General features: G+C 71.6%; 19 protein-coding genes. 5 read left to right on the top strand and 14 right to left on the bottom strand.

Going from position 1 to position 18,285, the window contains the following annotated elements:
- Positions 1 to 26 precede the first annotated feature (26 nt).
- On the top strand, positions 27 to 404 hold the full coding sequence (locus ACH4UK_RS25770; protein WP_398359992.1) for a hypothetical protein: 378 nt from the start codon (positions 27 to 29) through the stop codon (positions 402 to 404).
- Positions 405 to 422: 18 nt separating this feature from the next.
- Complete coding sequence (locus ACH4UK_RS25765) at positions 423 to 911, top strand: hypothetical protein (protein WP_398359990.1); 489 nt, start codon at positions 423 to 425, stop codon at positions 909 to 911.
- Positions 912 to 921: 10 nt separating this feature from the next.
- On the opposite strand, the gene hemB is transcribed toward ACH4UK_RS25765, so the two are convergent.
- The 6 genes from hemB to ACH4UK_RS25735 form a co-directional block, all read right to left on the bottom strand.
- Complete coding sequence (gene hemB / locus ACH4UK_RS25760) at positions 922 to 1,932, bottom strand: porphobilinogen synthase (RefSeq protein ID WP_398359988.1); 1,011 nt, start codon at positions 1,930 to 1,932, stop codon at positions 922 to 924.
- 136 nt (positions 1,933 to 2,068) lie between these two features.
- Positions 2,069 to 3,739, bottom strand: a complete 1,671-nt coding sequence (locus ACH4UK_RS25755) for a uroporphyrinogen-III synthase (RefSeq protein WP_398359986.1) — start codon at positions 3,737 to 3,739, stop codon at positions 2,069 to 2,071.
- Positions 3,736 to 4,722, bottom strand: coding sequence for a hydroxymethylbilane synthase (hemC, locus tag ACH4UK_RS25750; RefSeq protein WP_398359985.1), 987 nt, complete (start codon positions 4,720 to 4,722; stop codon positions 3,736 to 3,738). Before hemC ends, ACH4UK_RS25755 begins: the two co-directional genes overlap by 4 nt.
- Positions 4,719 to 6,227, bottom strand: coding sequence for a glutamyl-tRNA reductase (locus ACH4UK_RS25745; protein WP_398359983.1), 1,509 nt, complete (start codon positions 6,225 to 6,227; stop codon positions 4,719 to 4,721). Before ACH4UK_RS25745 ends, hemC begins: the two co-directional genes overlap by 4 nt.
- On the bottom strand, positions 6,224 to 6,985 hold the full coding sequence (locus tag ACH4UK_RS25740; RefSeq protein WP_398359981.1) for a redox-sensing transcriptional repressor Rex: 762 nt from the start codon (positions 6,983 to 6,985) through the stop codon (positions 6,224 to 6,226). Before ACH4UK_RS25740 ends, ACH4UK_RS25745 begins: the two co-directional genes overlap by 4 nt.
- Before the next feature lie 257 nt (positions 6,986 to 7,242).
- Positions 7,243 to 7,533 carry a glutaredoxin family protein gene (locus ACH4UK_RS25735; RefSeq protein ID WP_398359979.1) on the bottom strand — a complete coding sequence of 97 codons (291 nt, stop codon included), beginning with the start codon at positions 7,531 to 7,533 and terminating at the stop codon, positions 7,243 to 7,245.
- Between the two features lie 157 nt (positions 7,534 to 7,690).
- On the opposite strand from ACH4UK_RS25735, the gene ACH4UK_RS25730 reads away from it, so the two are divergent.
- The 3 genes from ACH4UK_RS25730 to ACH4UK_RS25720 all read left to right on the top strand — a co-directional run bounded on the left by ACH4UK_RS25730 (position 7,691) and on the right by ACH4UK_RS25720 (position 11,245).
- Positions 7,691 to 8,650 (top strand): HAD family hydrolase, encoded by a 960-nt coding sequence (locus ACH4UK_RS25730; RefSeq protein WP_398359977.1) that lies wholly within the window; start codon positions 7,691 to 7,693, stop codon positions 8,648 to 8,650.
- Positions 8,651 to 9,045: 395 nt separating this feature from the next.
- Positions 9,046 to 9,822 (top strand): ECF subfamily RNA polymerase sigma factor, BldN family, encoded by a 777-nt coding sequence (locus ACH4UK_RS25725; protein WP_398359975.1) that lies wholly within the window; start codon positions 9,046 to 9,048, stop codon positions 9,820 to 9,822.
- A gap of 211 nt (positions 9,823 to 10,033) precedes the next feature.
- Positions 10,034 to 11,245 carry a DUF5667 domain-containing protein gene (locus ACH4UK_RS25720; protein WP_398359974.1) on the top strand — a complete coding sequence of 404 codons (1,212 nt, stop codon included), beginning with the start codon at positions 10,034 to 10,036 and terminating at the stop codon, positions 11,243 to 11,245.
- A 74-nt stretch (positions 11,246 to 11,319) separates the two neighbouring features.
- Here ACH4UK_RS25720 and ACH4UK_RS25715 read toward each other — a convergent pair whose 3' ends face one another.
- From ACH4UK_RS25715 to ACH4UK_RS25680, 8 genes are all read right to left on the bottom strand, one after another.
- Positions 11,320 to 12,396, bottom strand: a complete 1,077-nt coding sequence (locus ACH4UK_RS25715; RefSeq protein ID WP_398359972.1) for a lysophospholipid acyltransferase family protein — start codon at positions 12,394 to 12,396, stop codon at positions 11,320 to 11,322.
- 15 nt (positions 12,397 to 12,411) lie between these two features.
- On the bottom strand, positions 12,412 to 13,500 hold the full coding sequence (locus tag ACH4UK_RS25710; RefSeq protein ID WP_398359970.1) for an NAD-dependent epimerase/dehydratase family protein: 1,089 nt from the start codon (positions 13,498 to 13,500) through the stop codon (positions 12,412 to 12,414).
- Positions 13,501 to 13,648: 148 nt separating this feature from the next.
- On the bottom strand, positions 13,649 to 13,747 hold the full coding sequence (locus ACH4UK_RS25705) for a 30S ribosomal protein bS22 (RefSeq protein ID WP_003948845.1): 99 nt from the start codon (positions 13,745 to 13,747) through the stop codon (positions 13,649 to 13,651).
- Between the two features lie 110 nt (positions 13,748 to 13,857).
- Positions 13,858 to 14,070 (bottom strand): helix-turn-helix domain-containing protein, encoded by a 213-nt coding sequence (locus ACH4UK_RS25700; RefSeq protein WP_398359968.1) that lies wholly within the window; start codon positions 14,068 to 14,070, stop codon positions 13,858 to 13,860.
- A 128-nt stretch (positions 14,071 to 14,198) separates the two neighbouring features.
- A complete protein-coding gene (locus tag ACH4UK_RS25695) occupies positions 14,199 to 15,014 on the bottom strand; it encodes a phosphatase (protein WP_398359967.1) in 816 nt (271 codons plus the stop codon).
- Positions 15,015 to 15,116: 102 nt separating this feature from the next.
- A complete protein-coding gene (locus ACH4UK_RS25690; protein WP_398359965.1) occupies positions 15,117 to 16,286 on the bottom strand; it encodes an acetoin utilization protein AcuC in 1,170 nt (389 codons plus the stop codon).
- On the bottom strand, positions 16,255 to 17,457 hold the full coding sequence (locus ACH4UK_RS25685) for an MFS transporter (RefSeq protein ID WP_398359963.1): 1,203 nt from the start codon (positions 17,455 to 17,457) through the stop codon (positions 16,255 to 16,257). Before ACH4UK_RS25685 ends, ACH4UK_RS25690 begins: the two co-directional genes overlap by 32 nt.
- 42 nt (positions 17,458 to 17,499) lie before the next feature.
- Entirely contained in the window at positions 17,500 to 18,144 is a 645-nt protein-coding gene (locus ACH4UK_RS25680) for an HAD family hydrolase (protein ID WP_398359961.1), read from the bottom strand.
- Positions 18,145 to 18,285: the final 141 nt, after the last annotated feature.

Raw genomic sequence — 18,285 nt, 5'->3', positions numbered from 1 at the left:
CGGCCCCACGCGGTTCACTCGGAAACATGAGCGACGACAGGCCCGGGACCGCCCCCGCACCCTCCCCCGACGAGACGCCCGACCCCCATGCCTGGATCGCCCCGCTGATCTCCTCGGTCGTCACCGTGCCGCTGGGGCTGCTCGCCCTGATCTACGGGGCGCTCTCGCCCATGGAGTGCGACTCCTGCAACGGCGCGGTGGCCGACCGCTTCCACGACAGCTGGACGATCGGGTGGACCGTCCTGTGGATCGGCCTGCTCATCGCCCTGGCCGTGCTGATCGCGAGCTGGGCCGTCCCGCACCAGGTCCGCAACTCCGCCCGGCGCATGGGCCTGGCACTCGCCGCACCCGCCACCGTGGGGGTCACTTTCGTAGCATTCATGGCACTGGTCGACTGGCCCTGACAGAAAGTGTCCACCCCCATGAACGACACGAACGTCCCGACCACGACGGAAGCCGCCTCCGCGACGGAAGCGGCGGAAGTCGCCGAACGCCTGATAGCCGAGTTCCGCGCGCTGCCGCCGGGCAGCGACCGCAAGCGCGAGATCGTCACCGAGCTGGACGCCAACGCCCAGGCGCTGCCGTTCCTCGTCTCGGTCGTCGCGGACCCGGGCGAATACGACCTCGCCCGCGTCGAGAGCGCCACCGTCCTGCGCCTGTGGCCCCCGGCCGACCCGGCGCTGCGCCGCGCGGCGGGCCGCGCCCTGCTCACCGCGCTGCGGGACCCCGAGGAGGACCTGGTACGCCAGTACGCGGCGATGTCCCTGGCGCCCTACACGGCCGACCCGGTCGTCGCCACGGTCCTGGACACCACCGCGCGGGCCGACGAGGACCCGCTCGTACGCGACAGCGCCCGCTTCTCCATCAAGGAGGCCCGCCGGCTCCAGGAGACCGGAGCCGGCGGACCCTGAGAGAACCGGTTCAGCCCCGGTCGCCGCTCCGCCCCAGCCACTGCGCGACCTCCGTCGCCCAGTAGGTGAGGATCATCTGCGCGCCGGCCCGCCGGATGCCGGTCAGGCTCTCCAGGATCGCCTTGTCCCGGTCGATCCAGCCCTTCTCGGCGGCGGCCTCGATCATCGCGTACTCGCCGCTGATCTGGTACGCCGCGACCGGCACGTCCACGGACTCGGCGACCTTGGCGAGGATGTCCAGATACGGTCCGGCGGGCTTCACCATGACCATGTCCGCGCCCTCGGCCAGGTCCAGCGCCAGCTCCCGCAGCGACTCGCGGGCGTTGGCCGGGTCCTGCTGGTAGGTCTTGCGGTCGCCGGTGAGCGAGGAGCCGACGGCCTCGCGGAAGGGGCCGTAGAAGGCGGAGGAGTACTTCGCGGTGTAGGCGAGGATCGACACGTCCTCGTACCCGGTCTGGTCCAGGGCGTCGCGGACCACGCCGACCTGACCGTCCATCATCCCGCTGGGGCCCACCACATGGGCCCCGGCGTCCGCCTGGACCTGGGCCATCTCGGCGTACCGCTCCAGGGTGGCGTCGTTGTCCACGCGCCCGTCGGCCGTCAGGACCCCGCAGTGGCCGTGGTCGGTGTACTCGTCCAGGCACAGGTCCGACATCACCACGAGGTCGTCGCCGACCTCCTCGCGGACCGCGCGCAGGCCGAGCTGGAGGATGCCGTCGGGGTCGGTGCCCGCGGTGCCCCGGGCGTCCTTCTTCGCGTCCTCCGGGACGCCGAAGAGCATGATCCCCGAGACCCCTGCCGAGACCGCCTCGACGGCCGCCTTCCGCAGGGTGTCCAGGGTGTGCTGCCGCACTCCGGGCATGGCCGAGATGGCGACCGGGGCGCCGATGCCCTCCCGGACGAACGCGGGAAGGATCAGGTTCGCGGGGTCGAGCCGTGTCTCGGCGACCATCCGCCGCATCGCCGGGGTCGTCCGCAGCCGCCGAGGGCGGGAGCCGGGGAAGTTTCCGTACGCAGTCATCCTTCGACGATAGACCCGTACGCAGCACCGTCTTACCGACACGGACACCGGTAAAGGCACCGGCGAACGGCGGTGGGCCCGGCCGCCGAAGCGACCGGGCCCACTCACTCTTCCTCGCGTGACCGCGTCACACCGCTCAGGTCGTGGTGCGGCGTCTGCGCGCACCCGGGCGGCGCTCGCTCGGCCGGGTCACCGGGTCGCCGGCCTCCTTCGCCGCGTCCCGGCGCTGCGCGCCGAAGGCGGCGAGCGCCTCGGCGAGCCGGTGCACCGACGGCTCCGGGGACAGCACGTCGACCCGCAGGCCGTGCTCCTCGGCGGTCTTCGCCGTGGCGGGGCCGATGCACGCGATCACGGTCACGTTGTGCGGCTTGCCCGCGATGCCGACCAGGTTGCGCACCGTCGAGGACGAGGTGAACAGGACCGCGTCGAAGCCGCCGCCCTTGATGGCCTCACGGGTGTCGGCCGGCGGCGGCGAGGCGCGGACCGTGCGGTACGCGGTGACGTCGTCGACCTCCCAGCCCAGCTCGATGAGCCCGGCCACCAGGGTCTCGGTGGCGATGTCGGCGCGCGGCAGGAACACCCGGTCGATCGGGTCGAAGACCGGGTCGTAGGGCGGCCAGTCCTCCAGCAGCCCGGCGGCGGACTGCTCGCCGGAGGGCACCAGGTCCGGCTTCACACCGAAGTCGACCAGCGCGGCGGCGGTCTGCTCGCCGACGGCGGCGACCTTGATCCCGGCGAAGGCGCGGGCGTCGAGACCGTACTCCTCGAACTTCTCCCGCACCGCCTTGACGGCGTTCACGCTGGTGAAGGCGATCCACTCGTAGCGCCCGGTGACCAGGCCCTTGACCGCGCGCTCCATCTGCTGGGGCGTACGCGGCGGCTCGACGGCGATCGTCGGGACCTCGTGCGGCACCGCACCGTAGGAACGCAGCTGGTCGGAGAGCGACGCGGCCTGCTCCTTCGTACGCGGGACGAGCACCCTCCAGCCGAACAGCGGCTTGGACTCGAACCACGCGAGCTGGTCGCGCTGGGCGGCGGAGCTGCGCTCTCCGACCACGGCTATGACCGGCCGGTGGCCCTCGGGCGAGGGAAGCACCTTGGCCTGCTTGAGGACCTGGGCGATCGTCCCGAGGGTCCCCGTCCAGGTGCGCTGGCGGGTGGTGGTGCCCGCGATCGTCACGGTGAGCGGGGTGTCGGGCTTACGGCCCGCGGAGACCAGCTCACCGGCGGCGGCCGCGACCGAGTCCAGCGTGGCGGAGACGACGGCGGTCGCGTCGCTCGCGCCGACCTCGCCCCAGCACCGGTCGGAGGCCGTACGGGCGTCGACGAAGCGGACGTCCGCACCCTGCGCGTCGCGCAGCGGCACTCCGGCGTACGCGGGCACGCCGACGGCGTTCGCGATGCCCGGGACGACCTCGAAGGGCACCCCGGCGGCGGCGCAGGCGAGCATCTCCGCGCCCGCGTCCCCGTCGAGACCCGGGTCGCCCGCGACCGCACGGACCACCCGCCTGCCGCCCTTCGCGGCCTCCATGACAAGATTGCCGGCATCCCTGAGAACGGGTACTCCGGCGGCTGTTGACGAGACGTCAACAACCGTCAGCTCAGGCGTGCTCACACCCGCCCGCGCATGGCTGCGGACGACGTCGAGCACCTCGGGCTCGGCGACAAGGACGTCCGCGCTCGCGAGCGCCTCGACGGCACGCAGGGTCAGCAGTCCCGGGTCGCCGGGACCGGCGCCGAGGAAGGTGACCTGGCCTTGGGCGGACAGGACAGGAAAGTCGGATGCGGCGGGGCCGGTGGGGCTCAAAGTGCTCGCTCCCCCATAAGACCGGCCGCACCCTTGGCGAGCATCTCGACCGCGAGTTCGCGACCGAGGGCCGCCGCGTCGTCGTGCGACGTGGGGACGGGACCGGTGGTGGACAGCTGTACCAGCGAGGAACCGTCGGTGGTACCGACGACTCCGCGCAGGCGCAGTTCGTTGACAACCTGTCCGTCGACCAGGAGGTCGGCCAGCGCACCCACAGGTGCGGAGCAGCCGGCCTCCAGGGCGGCGAGCAGGGCACGCTCGGCGGTCACGGCGACCCGGGTGTACGGGTCGTCGAGCTCGGCGAGCGCGGCGGCGAGGTCGGCGCTGGACGCGGCGCACTCGATCGCCAGTGCTCCCTGGCCGGGAGCGGGCAGGACGGTGTCGACCGGCAGGAAGTCGGTCACCTCACCGCTCCGGCCGAGACGGCTGAGCCCGGCGGCGGCGAGAACCACCGCGTCGAGCTCCCCGTCGCGCACGAACCCGATCCGCGTGTCGACGTTGCCCCGGATGGGGACGGTCTCGATCCGCAGGCCGTGGGACCGGGCGTACGCGTTGAGCTGCGCCATCCGGCGCGGCGAACCGGTGCCGATGCGGGCGCCGGACGGCAGCTGCTCGAAGGTCAGGCCGTCCCGGGCGACCAGCGCGTCGCGCGGGTCCTCGCGCTGCGGCACGGCCGCCAGCACGAGGTCGTCGGGCTGGCTGGTCGGCAGGTCCTTGAGCGAGTGGACGGCGAAGTCCACCTCGCCCCGCAGCAGCGCCTCGCGCAGGGCCGCGACGAACACGCCGGTGCCGCCGATCTGCGCCAGGTGCTCGCGGGAGGTGTCCCCGTACGTGGTGATCTCGACGAGCTCCACGGCGCGCCCGGTCACCTCGCGAACCGCCTCGGCGACGAGTCCGGACTGGGCCATGGCGAGTTTGCTGCGCCGGGTGCCCAGCCGGAGCGGCGCGGGATGCCGCGCGCCCGGGGATGAGTTGTCGGTCATGACCGCCCTCTATTCGGGTCGTTCAGGTCTGCCCGGGAGACGGCGGCCACCGTCTGCGGGTCGAGGTCGAAGAGTTCTCGCAGCGCGTCCGCGTACCCGGCGCCGCCGGGCTCGCTGGCGAGCTGCTTGACCCGCACGGTGGGCGCGTGCAGGAGCTTGTCGACGACGCGGCGCACGGTCTGGGTGATCTCGGCGCGCTGCTTCTCGTCCAGGTCGGGAAGGCGGCCGTCCAGCCGGGCGATCTCGCCGGCGACCACGTCGGCGGCCATGGTGCGCAGGGCGACCACGGTCGGGGCGACGTGCGCGGCGCGCTGGGCGGCGCCGAAGGCGGCCACCTCGTCGGACACGATGGTGCGGACCCGGTCCACATCGGCGGCCATCGGGGCGTCGGCGGACGCCTCGGCGAGCGACTCGATGTCGACGAGGCGCACACCGTCGATGCGGTGGGCCGCGCCGTCGATGTCGCGCGGCATGGCGAGGTCGAGCAGGGCGAGCCGGACCGGTCCGGTGGACTGGGCGGGGACGGTGACCCGGCGCAGCGCGGTCGCCGGACCGGCCTGCGCGGCGGAGGTGGCGGAACCGTTCTCCACCCAGGCGGCGTGCTGGTCGACGTCGGCCGGGGCCGGGGTGACGGTGGCCGCCGGCTGCTCGGGCGCGGCGTCCAGGGTCACGCCCAGGGCGTCGGCCAGGGCGTCGGCGGTGAGCACGAGACCCGTGGAACCGGTGCACGAGACGACGATGTCGGCACGTGTCAGTTCGTCGCCGACCGCCGACATCTCGACCGCGTGGGCGCGCACCGCGGCGCCGTCGCCCTGCCGGAGGATCTCCGCCAGGCGGTCCGCGCGGGAGCGGGTCCGGTTGGCGACGACGATCTCGGCGCAGCCGGTGCGGGCGAGGGTCGCGGCGGCCAGCGAGGACATGGACCCGGCGCCGATGACCAGGGCGCGCTTGCCGCGGGCCCAGCACGCGGGGTCGGCCCCGGCGGCGAGCTGCTGGAGCCCGAAGGTGACGAGCGACTGTCCGGCCCGGTCGATCCCGGTCTCGCTGTGGGCGCGCTTGCCGACCCGCAGGGCCTGCTGGAAGAGGTCGTTCAGCAGCCGTCCGGCGGTGTGCAGCTCCTGGCCGCGCGCCAGCGCGTCCTTGATCTGACCGAGGATCTGCCCCTCGCCGACGACCATCGAGTCCAGACCGCAGGCCACCGAGAAGAGGTGGTGGACGGCCCGGTCCTCGTAGTGCACATAGAGATACGGAGTGAGTTCCTCGAGACCGACGCCGCTGTGCTGGGCGAGCAGCGTGGACAGCTCGGCAACGCCCGCGTGGAACTTGTCCACGTCCGCGTACAGCTCGATGCGGTTGCAGGTGGCCAGCACGGCGGCCTCGGTCGCGGGTTCCGCGGCGAGGGTGTCCTGGAGCAGCTTGGCCTGGGTCTCGGCGGCGAGGGAGGCCCGCTCCAGTACGGAGACGGGGGCGCTGCGGTGACTCAGTCCGACGACGAGGAGGCTCATGCCGGCATCACGGCGGGCATGTCCCCGTCGGGTCCTTTCCGGCTCACGGGCGTGGCGCGCATCGGGGGCGCACCCTCGTCCTCGGCGGCGGCGTCCTCGCCGGCCTTGCGCTGCTCGTGGAACGCGAGGATCTGGAGCTCGATGGAGAGGTCGACCTTGCGCACGTCGACGCCCTCGGGCACCGACAGCACGGTCGGCGCGAAGTTCAGGATGGAGGTCACACCGGCGGCGACGAGCCGGTCGCAGACCTGCTGGGCCGCGCCGGGCGGGGTGGTGATCACGCCGATGGACACACCGTTGTCGCTGATGATGCGGTCCAGGTCGTCCGTGTGCTGGACGGCGATCCCGGCCACCGGCGTACCGGCCATGGCGGGGTCGGCGTCGATCAGCGCGGCGACCCGGAAGCCACGGGAAGCGAAGCCGCCGTAGTTGGCGAGGGCCGCGCCGAGGTTGCCGATGCCGACGATGGCGACCGGCCAGTCCTGGGTGAGCCCGAGCTCGCGCGAGATCTGGTAGACGAGATACTCGACGTCGTACCCGACACCGCGGGTACCGTAGGACCCCAGGTAGCTGAAGTCCTTGCGCAGCTTCGCCGAGTTGACCCCGGCCGCCGTGGCCAGCTCCTCGGAGGAGACGGTGGGGACCGATCGCTCGGAGAGCGCGGTCAGGGCGCGCAGATACAACGGAAGTCGGGCGACGGTGGCCTCGGGAATTCCTCGGCTACGGGTCGCCGGTCGGTGAGTTCGGCCAGTTGCCACGGTGCTCCTGCGGGATGAGCGGGGCTGCAGGCGGCCGTATGTCCCAAGACCGCCCCGTCGAATGCAGGCTATGCCTTTGTGAACGCGTGCACAAAGATAGTGTCCGTTTTGTCTGGTCAAAGTGACCGGGGTCACGCGCATTCCCCGCGCGATCCCGGAACCGGGGACCGCATCAGTCCGTTGCAGCCTCGAAGGGGGCAAAGCGGTACACACTCCTGACAACTCAGCCCCCGAGGCCACTCAAAACGCCCGCAATGTTAACCGGGTTTCGCGTCCGCACCCAGCGCCTTGCGCAGTCTCGCGGGGTCCACGCGCCAGAACGTGTGCTGTTCGCCGTCGATCAGCACCACCGGAATCTGCTCCCAGTACTCCTTGTGCAGCTCCTCGTCCTCGGTGATGTCCTTCTCCACCCACGACGCACCGGTCTCCTCGCAGACCGCGCTCACGACCGTCCGCGCGTCCTCGCACAGGTGGCAGCCGGGCTTTCCGACCAGCGTGACCACCCGCTCGGCGGGCTTCTTCTTCGTACGTCGCAGCAGAGGGCTCATGCCTCCATTCTGCGCCCGCCGCACCCCCTTTCCGTGCTCGCGCGACCCCGCCGCGGGCCGCCCGGAATCGCCCGATTCACCATTCCGACCCGCAGCGTTCACGCCCCCGCATCGCGGCAGGTCGGGCAGGTGGGGGCGGACTGGCTATGCTCACGGCATGGCCGCTCTTCGATGGCTCACACCCCGTAGGCGTTCCGCTACCGCACGGAGCGTCCTGGCAGGCGAGGCCGCCGCCGAGGCCGCGCGCAAGACCTCGGCCGCCGACGACGACTCCGCCCTCCTGACCAAGGCCCCCGACGAGGCCGGCGGAACGCCTCCCGAGGAGCCCGCGTTCCCCGTCGCCGGGGACGACCGCGCCGCCGCCTTCTTCGACCTCGACAACACCGTGATGCAGGGCGCCGCGATCTTCCACTTCGGCCGCGGCCTCTACAAGAGGAAGTTCTTCGAACGCCGCGAACTCACCCGGTTCGCCTGGCAGCAGGCGTGGTTCCGGCTGGCCGGCGTCGAGGACCCCGAGCACATGCAGGACGCCCGCGACAGCGCCCTGTCCATCGTCAAGGGCCACCGCGTCTCCGAGCTGATGTCCATCGGCGAGGAGATCTACGACGAGTACATGGCCGACCGCATCTGGCCCGGCACCCGCGCCCTGGCCCAGGCGCACCTGGACGCCGGCCAGAAGGTCTGGCTGGTCACCGCCGCCCCGGTGGAGACCGCCACCATCATCGCCCGCCGCCTCGGCCTGACCGGCGCGCTCGGCACCGTCGCCGAATCGGTCGACGGCGTCTACACCGGCCGCCTCGTCGGCGAACCGCTGCACGGCCCCGCGAAGGCCGAGGCCGTCCGCGCCCTGGCCGCCGCCGAGGGCCTGGACCTGGAGCGCTGCGCCGCCTACAGCGACTCGCACAACGACATCCCGATGCTCTCGCTGGTCGGCCACCCCTACGCGATCAACCCGGACACCAAGCTCCGCAAGTACGCCCGCGCCCGCGACTGGCGGCTGCGCGACTACCGCACCGGCCGCAAGGCGGCCAAGGTCGGCATCCCGGCCGCCGCCGGGGTCGGCGCGCTCGCGGGCGGCACGGCCGCCGCCGTCGCCCTGCACCGCCGCCGCCGCTGACCCGCGGCACCCTCCCCACCCTCCGCGCCCCGCGTCCGCCGCCCCGTCCGGTCACGGGGCGCAGCCACGCCCGGAGCCGTACGGCCAATCGTGAGCCGTTCCGCCGGCGCGGCCGACGCCCCCTCCGGCCAGTCGGATCACCGGCGCCCGGCCACAACCCGTCGCCCCCACAGACAGATCACGAAGTAATCCGATCAATAAACGGTCACCATGTGCTACTTGATACGTCACTTAGCGATAACAGAAGCGACGGAACCGGTGATTTAGACAACTGGGTGTAGCGCTGCCTGCACGAAGCGTTATTCTCCTCAGACGCATCACGGAGACCGCCACTCGCTACCACGGGTGACGTTTTTCGAACTGCTCGTGATGGAAGCTCTGCCTCTGGGAGTCCCGTGTACCCACACGTCGGGGTTGACGCCTCGGGCCTGGCTACGCTGCGTGCATCGGTCATTGACCGCTTGCGCGGCTTCGTCCCCACCGCGTACGCCGCCCCCGCTTTTGCCACCCCTGCACCTGCCGGCCCTTGCTACGCCCTGGCCGAACGCAGTGCGGCGGTCGGAAGACGCAGCACCCGCCCCGCCTCGACCACGTCGACCGTCCGCCGTCCCACCGCCGACAGCGACAGCGCGCGCATGATGGATCTCGTCGAGCGCGCACAGGCCGGTGAGGCGGACGCCTTCGGCCGCCTGTACGACCAGTACAGCGACACCGTGTACCGGTACATCTACTACCGCGTGGGCGGCAAGGCGACCGCGGAGGACCTCACCAGTGAGACCTTCCTCCGTGCGCTGCGCCGTATCTCCACGTTCACCTGGCAGGGGCGCGATTTCGGCGCCTGGCTGGTCACCATCGCTCGCAACCTGGTCGCCGACCACTTCAAATCCAGTCGTTTCCGACTGGAAGTGACCACCGGCGAAATGCTCGACGCCAACGAGGTGGCGCGCAGTCCCGAGGACTCCGTCCTGGAGTCCCTCTCCAACGCCGCACTGCTCCAGGCCGTGCGCCGTCTCAATCCCCAGCAGCAGGAGTGCGTCACCCTGCGGTTCCTCCAAGGCCTCTCGGTCGCCGAGACCGCCCGGGTGATGGGCAAGAACGAGGGCGCGATCAAGACCCTCCAGTACCGAGCCGTACGGACGCTCGCCCGACTCCTGCCGGACGACGCCCGCTGACCGGACCTCTGCGTGACCGTCTCCTCACGCAGTGGTCCGATCATCTTTCGTGCGTAACCCAAGTGCCGCGCCACTCGTTGTGCCGGTTGCAGGCCCCCTGTCGTCACCCCCTGTCCGTATCCACTCACTCCATCGAGTGGAAACGCTCAAGGTGTGCAACCTTCCGGACCGCCAGGGGAGTCGACCGTCATGACGAGAGGAGGTGCCGCCAGTGATCGCAAACGTTTCGGCACACCGGCGGGCGAACGCCTTCGCCCAGGCCCTGGAGGAGCAGATCCCCCAGGGTGCGGCGGCCGTACAGCCCGCGGAGCCGGCCGACCAGGCCGACCGCGGACCGCTGTTGGCCCTGGCGAACGGCCTCGGTGAGCTACCGAAGCCGCAGTTGGACCCCGAGGTCAAAGTGGTGCAGCGAGCCCAGCTCGTCGCCGCCATGGAGGCCATGTTCGCCGAGGGCGGCGCGTCCACGGGCCCTACGGTGCCCGTGCAACGGGGCAAGGGGGCCCACCGGGCCTCACCACTGCGGAAACTGCGCCCCCGCTCCCGCTGGGCGAAAGGCCTCACCGCCGGCGGGCTCACCGTCGGCGTGGCCGCGGGAGCCTTCGGCGGAGTGGCCGCCGCCAGCTCCGACGCCCTCCCCGGTGATTCGCTCTACGGACTGAAGCGCGGGATGGAGGACATCAGCCTCGGCATGGCCAAGGGCGACGCCGACCGCGGCGAGGTCTATCTCGACCAGGCCTCGACCCGGCTGAGCGAAGCCCGCAGACTCATGGAACGCGGCCGGTCCGGCGAGCTGGACCACGAAGCCCTCGGCGCCGTCAGACGCGCACTCAACGGCATGTCCCACGACGCCTCCGAGGGCCACCGCCTGCTCCACTCCGCCTACCAGCGCGACGGAGCGATCGGCCCCATCCAGACCCTGGACACCTTCTCCCGCTCGCACCGCGACACCTGGAGCAACCTCCGCGACCGGCTGCCCGTCCAGCTCACCGACGTCCGCGACCAGGTCAGCTCGGTCTTCGACGCCATAGACGACGAAGTCGCACCGCTCCAGTCCCTCCTCCCCCGCCCCCCGGGCACGGACAAGGACACCGGACGCTCCGACGCCACCACCCCGGACGCCGGCTCGCCCCGGACCGACGTCCCGGCACCTCCCGCGGCCCCCGAGAAGCCCGGGGACCGCACCGACGGCAGCACAGACCCCCACCCGTCCGGCGCACCGGGCTCCGCCGACGCCACCCCGGACGACGGCCTGCTGGGCGGCGGTACGGACGGCCTGCTCGAGGAGCTTCCGACGGACGGCCTCACCCCGCCGTCCCCCGAAGGCCGGCCCAGCACACCGGCCGCCCCGGACGTCACCCTGCCCCCGCTCCTCCCGGGGCTCCTCCCGGGCCTCGGCATCGACGGCGAGAACCTCAAGCCGTAGACGACCGGCCCGGCCCCACCGAAAGGGGGCCGGTACGCACAGCGCGTACCGGCCCCCTTTTCCCGTGCAGCGGCTCAGAAGAAGACCGAACGCCGCTGCACCAGCAGCTTGTACAGCGTGTGCTGGATCTGCTCGCGCACCTGGTCCGTCAGGTTGAACATCAGCATCGGATCCTCCGCCGCCTCCGGCGGATACCCGTCCGTCGGGATCGGCTCACCGAACTGGATCGTCCACTTCGTCGGCAGCGGCAGCGCGCCCAGCGGCCCCAGCCACGGGAACGTCGGCGTGATCGGGAAGTACGGGAAACCCAGCAACCGGGCCAGCGTCTTCGCGTTGCCGATCATCGGGTAGATCTCCTCCGCGCCCACGATCGAGCACGGCACGATCGGCGCCCCGGCCCGCAGCGCCGTCGACACGAACCCGCCCCGGCCGAAGCGCTGCAGCTTGTAGCGCTCACCGAACGGCTTGCCGATGCCCTTGAAGCCCTCCGGCATCACCCCGACGATCTCGCCCATCTCCAGCAGCCGCTGCGCGTCCTCCGCACAGGCCAGCGTGTGACCGGCCTTGCGCGCCAGCTCGTTGACGACCGGAAGCTGGAAGACCAGATCGGCGGCGAGCAGCCGCAGATGCCGCTCCGCCGGATGGTTGTCGTGCACCGCGACCTGGAGCATCAGCCCGTCCAGCGGCAGCGCTCCGGAGTGGTTGGCCACGATGAGCGCCCCGCCGTCCGACGGGATGTTCTCGATGCCCTTCACCTCGACCCGGAAATACTTGTCCGCCAACGGCCGCAGCATGGACATCAGGACCTGGTCGGTGAGCTCCTCGTCGTACCCGAACTCATCGACGTCGTAGTCACCGGTGACCCGCCGCCGCAGGAACGCGAGCCCGCCCGCGATCCGCCGTTCCCAGCCGCCGCCCGAGGAACCGTCCGTGTCCACCGCGTCCTGACGGGGCTCCTCGCGCTCGTGCTCCGCCTCCCCCGGCTCCGAGGGCTGCTCGGGGACCTGCGCCCCGGGCAGCGCGCTCACCGGAGCCGCGGAGTGCTCGCCCCGACCGCTGCCGCCCGCCCCGGACCGGCGCCGCGCCGGACGCGAGGCGCCACCGGACCGCGAACGGTCGTCGTCGAACGGAATGACCTTGGCGTCCGCCATCGTGGGTGCGCTCCTCTACCTGGCGCCGTGATTCGTCTGTACCGCACCGGTCCCGCGCTCCCGCGGCCCGGCGCCTCCCGGGAGCGGCAGCGCCGCCAGCCGGTCCACCGCCCTGCCCACCGTCGCCGGCGGCAGCAGTCCGGGCCCCCGGCTCCGCGCGAACTCCGCGAAGGTCTCCGCCGTGGTGAACTCCGGCCGAAAACCGAGGGTCTCACGCATCTGCACGGTCGAGACCACCCTGCCATGGGTGAGCAGCCGGATCTGCTCCGGCGAGAAGTCGGTCATGCCCATCGTGCGGAGCGCCGAGCCGACCCAGGTGACCGCGGGCAGCAGCACCGGCACGGTCGGCCGCCCCAGCCGCCGCGAGCACTGCGACAGCAACAGCACCCCGTCGCCCGCGATGTTGAACGTGCCGCTGTTCAGCGTCCCGCGCCGGGGCTCGCTCGCCGCGATCCCCAGCACGTCGATCACATCGTCCTCGTGCACGAACTGGAGCCGCGGGTCGTAGCCGAAGACGGTCGGCAGGACGGGCAGCGCGAGATAGTCGGCGAGCGGCGAGTCCGGCCGGGGCCCCAGGATGTTGGCGAACCGCAGCACGCACACCGCGACGTCCGGCCGGCGGCGGGCGAAGCCTCGTACGTACCCCTCGACCTCCACCGCGTCCTTCGCGAAGCCGCCGCTGGGCAGCGACTTGGGCGGGGTGGTCTCGGTGAACACGGCGGGATCGCGGGAAGCCGATCCGTACACGCTCGTACTGGACTTCACCACGAGCCGCTGCACCGTCGGGGACTTCTGGCAGGCGCCGAGCAGCTGCATGGTGCCGATGACGTTGGTCTCCTTGATCGCCGTCCGGCCGCCGGCGCCGAGCGCCTTGCCGGAGACGTCCAGGTGCACGACCGTGTCGACGGAGTGCTCGGCCAGGATCCGCGCCAGGGCCGACTGCCGGATGTCCGCGCGCACGAACTCCGCGTCGCCCAGCTGATGCGCGGGCGCGACCGCGTCGACCGCGATCACCCGGTCCACCCAGGGCTCGCGCTGGACGCGCCGGACGAAGCGGCCCCCCAGCTGCCGGGCCACTCCCGTGACGAGGACGACCTTTCCCAAGACCCGGCTCCCCTGCTTCCCGCGGTAACTTCCTGGCCGTCACCGTAGCGGGTGGAAGCCGCCCTGTGACGACCCCGTGCCCCGAAACGCACCGCAGCCCTCCCGCCAGGACGGCGGAAGGGCTGCGGATCTCACGAACTGCGTTCGCTTACTTCTTGTTGCGACGCTGAACGCGCGTGCGCTTGAGCAGCTTGCGGTGCTTCTTCTTGGCCATCCGCTTGCGCCGCTTCTTGATAACAGAGCCCACGACTACCCTCGCTTACTTCATCTTCACTGGTGCGGGGCGTCTGGGCCCACACGACCTACGTCGGCCTAGCCTACCCGCCACCGTGCGAGGGGCGTAATCCGCAGGCAACCTCAGGCTGATTCCACCCCCACAAAGGACTCGCGGAGATACGCGTGGACCGCTTGCTCCGGCACCCGGAAGGACCTGCCCACCCGGATCGCCGGAAGATGACCGCTGTGCACCAAGCGGTACACGGTCATTTTCGACACTCGCATGACCGAGGCGACTTCCGCCACGGTCAGAAACTTGACCTCGTTGAGAGGCCTCTCGCTGCCAGTAGCCATGACGCACCTGTACCTTCCGCACCGGACGCGCACCGGCTTCCCCTCCGGTGACTCTTCGTCGATGTGCGCTCACTCACCAGATTAGGGGCGGGTGGTGCGAGTGGGGAAGAGGAGAGGCGAACGACGGCCTACCGCGACAGACAGGCCCGATTGAGCACATAGCGTGTCAACGGCCGGTAGAACGCCGACCGTACGCCGTCGTCGAGCGGGACCACGACGGACACCCGCCCCTCCGCCTCGCCCACGAACAGCGCCGGATCGTCCGTGTCCGCCGGCCCTATCGCCTCGATGCCCAGCTGACCTGCACCGCAGACCCATCCGTGATCCCCGATCACCAGCTCGGGCAGCACCCCGAGCCGCTCCGCCGCGTCCTGGAGCGCGAGCCGCACCGGAAGCGGCGAATGCGTGTGCGCGCCGGTCTCACCCCCCGTGGGCCGCCCCCCCGGTTCGCGCACCAGGGCGACACCTCGTACGTAGTCGAGACTGTACGTACGTACGCCAAACCGGGTCGTTATGTCGACACATCGGCCCTGCGCGGGGGTGAGAACAGGACAGCCCGCCGCCGACAGAGCGTCTGCCAGTCCGGCGTAGAAACCGAGCAGTCGGTGCGGATGGCCGGTCCCCAGCAGCACCGGAGCCCGCCGTTCGGCCACTCTCGCCAGCCGCCCGGCGAACGCGTCCAGCGCGGCCATCGTCCGCTCCGGGTCGATCGCGTCGGGCCCGGAGACATGCGCGGGATCAGCCGAGACCCCGCACCGGTCCGCCATCAGCCGCAACAGCTCGCCCTCGCCCCAGGCCCGCTCGGGCGCGAGCCCCAGCATCACCCGAGGATCCCGGGCCGCGAACAGCCGATAGCTGCGCAGACCGTACTCGCGCGGCGTGGCCACGGGTCCGGCCAGCCGGGCCGCCAGCAGATGGGCGCGTAACGCCCCGGTGCTCAACACCCCTGGGATGCTGCCGTATCGCGGAGCCCCGGCGGACCGGAATCCCGGTACGCCCCACCGTTGGCGTAACGCACGGCACAATGCCCCACCGGCCCGCGTCCCTCAGGTCAACAGCCCGCGCAGCGGGAACGCGGCCTTCCGGGACGCCAGCACCGCCTGGTCCAGCCGGTCCGCCGGGTCGTACCCGTCCTCCCAGGACTTCCAGGACGGCGTACGCCCGTCCGTCATCCGGCCGGGCCCCAACTGCCGCGTACGGGCATAGACGAGATCCCGCCAGGACGGCGGCACGACCGACTCCGGATCGACGGGAGCGTGCGCCGCGATCCCCACCAGATGCGTCCAGGACCGGGGCACCACGTCCACCACCGCGTACCCGCCGCCGCCGAGCGCCACCCAGCGCCCTCCCGCGTGGTCGTGCGCCAGCCGGTGGCAGGACTCCATGACCGCCCGCTGCGCGTCCAGCGACACCGCGAGATGGGCGAGCGGATCCTCGAAGTGGGTGTCGGCCCCGTGCTGGGTGACGAGCACCTGGGGCCGGAAGTCGGCCAGCAGCTCGGGCACCACCGCGTGGAACGCCCGCAGCCACCCCGCGTCCCCGGTCCCGGCCGGCAGCGCCACGTTCACCGCGGAGCCCTCCCCCGCCCCTGCCCCGGTCTCCTCCGGCCACCCGGTCTGCGGAAAGAGGGTCCTCGGGTGCTCGTGCAGCGAGATCGTCAGCACGCGCGGGTCCTCCCAGAACGCGGCCTGCACACCGTCCCCGTGGTGGACGTCCACATCGACGTACGCGACCCGCTCCGCGCCCAGCTCCAGCAGCCGGGCGATGGCGAGGGCCGGATCGTTGTAGACGCAGAACCCGGCGGCCGACCCCGGCATGGCGTGATGCAGCCCCCCGGTGAAGTTCACCGCGTGCTCGCTCTCGCCCCGCCACACCGCCTCGGCGGCCCCCACGGAGAGCCCGGCGATCAGCGCGGACGCCTCGTGCATCCCGGCGAACGCCGGATCGTCCACGGTCCCGAGCCCGTAGTTCCGGTCGGCGGCCCGCGGGTCCGCGGACGCGGCCCGTACCGCCGCCACGTAGTCCTCGCGGTGCACGAGCCGCAGGGTGGAGTCCCCGGCGGACTTCGCCGTCCGCAGATCCACCGCCCCGTCGAGCCCGAACGCCCGCACCAGCCCCATCGTCAGGGCCAGCCGGACCGGATCCATGGGGTGGGTGTCCCCGAAGTCGTATCCCGTAACTGCGTCATCCCACATCAGCTGTGTGCGGCCGCTCATGCCCGCCACCGTATCGGGCGGGCTCCGGCCCGAACGCGCGGGCATACACGAGCGTCACCAGCACCAGGACCATCGGTACGAGCATGGCCCCCCGATAGCTCCACGCATCCCCCAGAGCGCCCACCAGCGGCGAACCCACCAGAAACCCCACATAGTTGAAGATGTTCAACCGGGCCACGGCCGCGTCGCTGTTCCCCGGGAACATCCGCCCGGCCGCCGCGAAGGTCTGCGGCACGATCACGCAGAGCCCGAACCCGAGCATCGTGAACCCGAGCATCCCCACCCAGGCCCCGGGAGCCAGCGCCACCACCGCGAACCCGCCGGCCGCCAGCAGACTCCCGCCCCGCACCACCGCGACCGCCCCGAACCGCCGCACCCCGAGATCCCCCACGGCCCGCCCCAGCAGGGTCGTCACCATGTAGACGTTGTACGGAACGGTCGCGAGCTGCTCCGAACTGCCCAGCACGTCCTGGAGGTACTTGGCACTCCAGTTGGAGACGGTCGAGTCCCCGATGTACGCGAAGCTCATCACCAGGCAGAGCGGCAGCAGCAGCTTGAACGACAGCGCCCCGCCGACGCCCCCGGGACCGTCCCCCGTCTGCTCCGGCCCGTTGCCCTCCGTGTACCACCGGCTCCCGACCAGCGCGGCCGGCAACAGCAGGACCACCACCGGCAGATAGGACACGAGCAGCGACAGATCCCACCGCGCCCCCACCCACGCCAGGGACGCCCCCGCGATCCCGCCGAGGCTGTAGGCGGCGTGGAAGCCGAGCATGATGCTGCGCCCGTACGCCCGTTGGAGGCTGACGCCCAGCATGTTCATGGAGGCGTCCAGCGCACCGACGGCCAGCCCGAAGACACCGAGCGCGACGGCGACGTGCCACACCTCCCGCCCCGCGCCCACGCCGAGCAGGGCGAGCAGAACGAGCGGCTGGGCCCACCGCAGGACGACGCCGGGCCGCACCCGCGCGACCACCTTCTCGGTGGCCACGCTGCCGGCCCCCGCCAGGATCGGGACCGCGGCGAGGAAGACGGGCAGCAGCCCGTCGGATATCCCGTACTGGTCCTGAATGGCGGGGATACGCGTCACCAGAAGGGCGAAGGCCACCCCTTGAACGCCGAAGCTCAACCCCAGGGAGGCCCTGCCGTGCCGCAAGCCCGCATCAGTCATGGCCGCGAGCGTAGAGCCAGGCTCTACCCATGGGTAGATGGATCAGGCGAGCAGTTCGGGAAGCTGCGCCATGTCCGAGAAGTGTCCGGTCACTCCGACGAGCCGGTCCGCGGGCATCATCGACGTGAACCCGTACACGTCCATCCCGGCCGCCCGCGCCGCCTCGACCCCGAGCGGGCTGTCCTCGATGACGACGCACCGCTCCGGCGCGACGCCCATCCGCTCGGCGGCGTACAGGAACAGGTCCGGTGCCGGCTTGCCCCGGCCCACATCCTCCGAGCTGAAGATCCACTCCTCCTCGAACCACTGGTCGATCCCCGTCTTGCGGTGCCCGACCCGGATCCGCTCGTGGCTCCCGGAGGACGCGACGCAGTAGTCCACCCCGTCCGCGACGAGCTTGCCGAGCAGTTCCTCGGCTCCGTCCACCCCGACCAGCTCCCGCTGGAAAGCGGCGAACGTACGGGTGTTGAGCGTGGAGTCGAAGTCCTCGGGCAGCTTCTGCCCGGTCCTCTCCTCGACGAGATCGTGGACCCGGTGCACGGCGGACCCCATGTAGTCACGGAGCGACTCGTCGTACGAGGTGGGGTGACCGAGTTCGGTCAGGTAGCCGGAGAGGACGGTGTTGGCGATCGGCTCACTGTCGACGAGCACACCATCGTTGTCGAAGATGACCAGTTCGTAGCGCATGGTTCGACCCTAGACGTTCAGAACGCAGAAAAGCCCCGTGCCACAAGGCACGGGGCTTTCCCGGAAAAATTGTTCGGCGGCGTCCTACTCTCCCACAGGGTCCCCCCTGCAGTACCATCGGCGCTGAAAGGCTTAGCTTCC

The organism is Streptomyces sp. NPDC020884 (genome assembly GCF_044333935.1).
Taxonomy (GTDB): domain Bacteria; phylum Actinomycetota; class Actinomycetes; order Streptomycetales; family Streptomycetaceae; genus Streptomyces.
The sequence above is the reverse complement of the archived record's forward strand: the minus strand, read 5'-3'. Positions and strand labels throughout refer to the sequence as shown.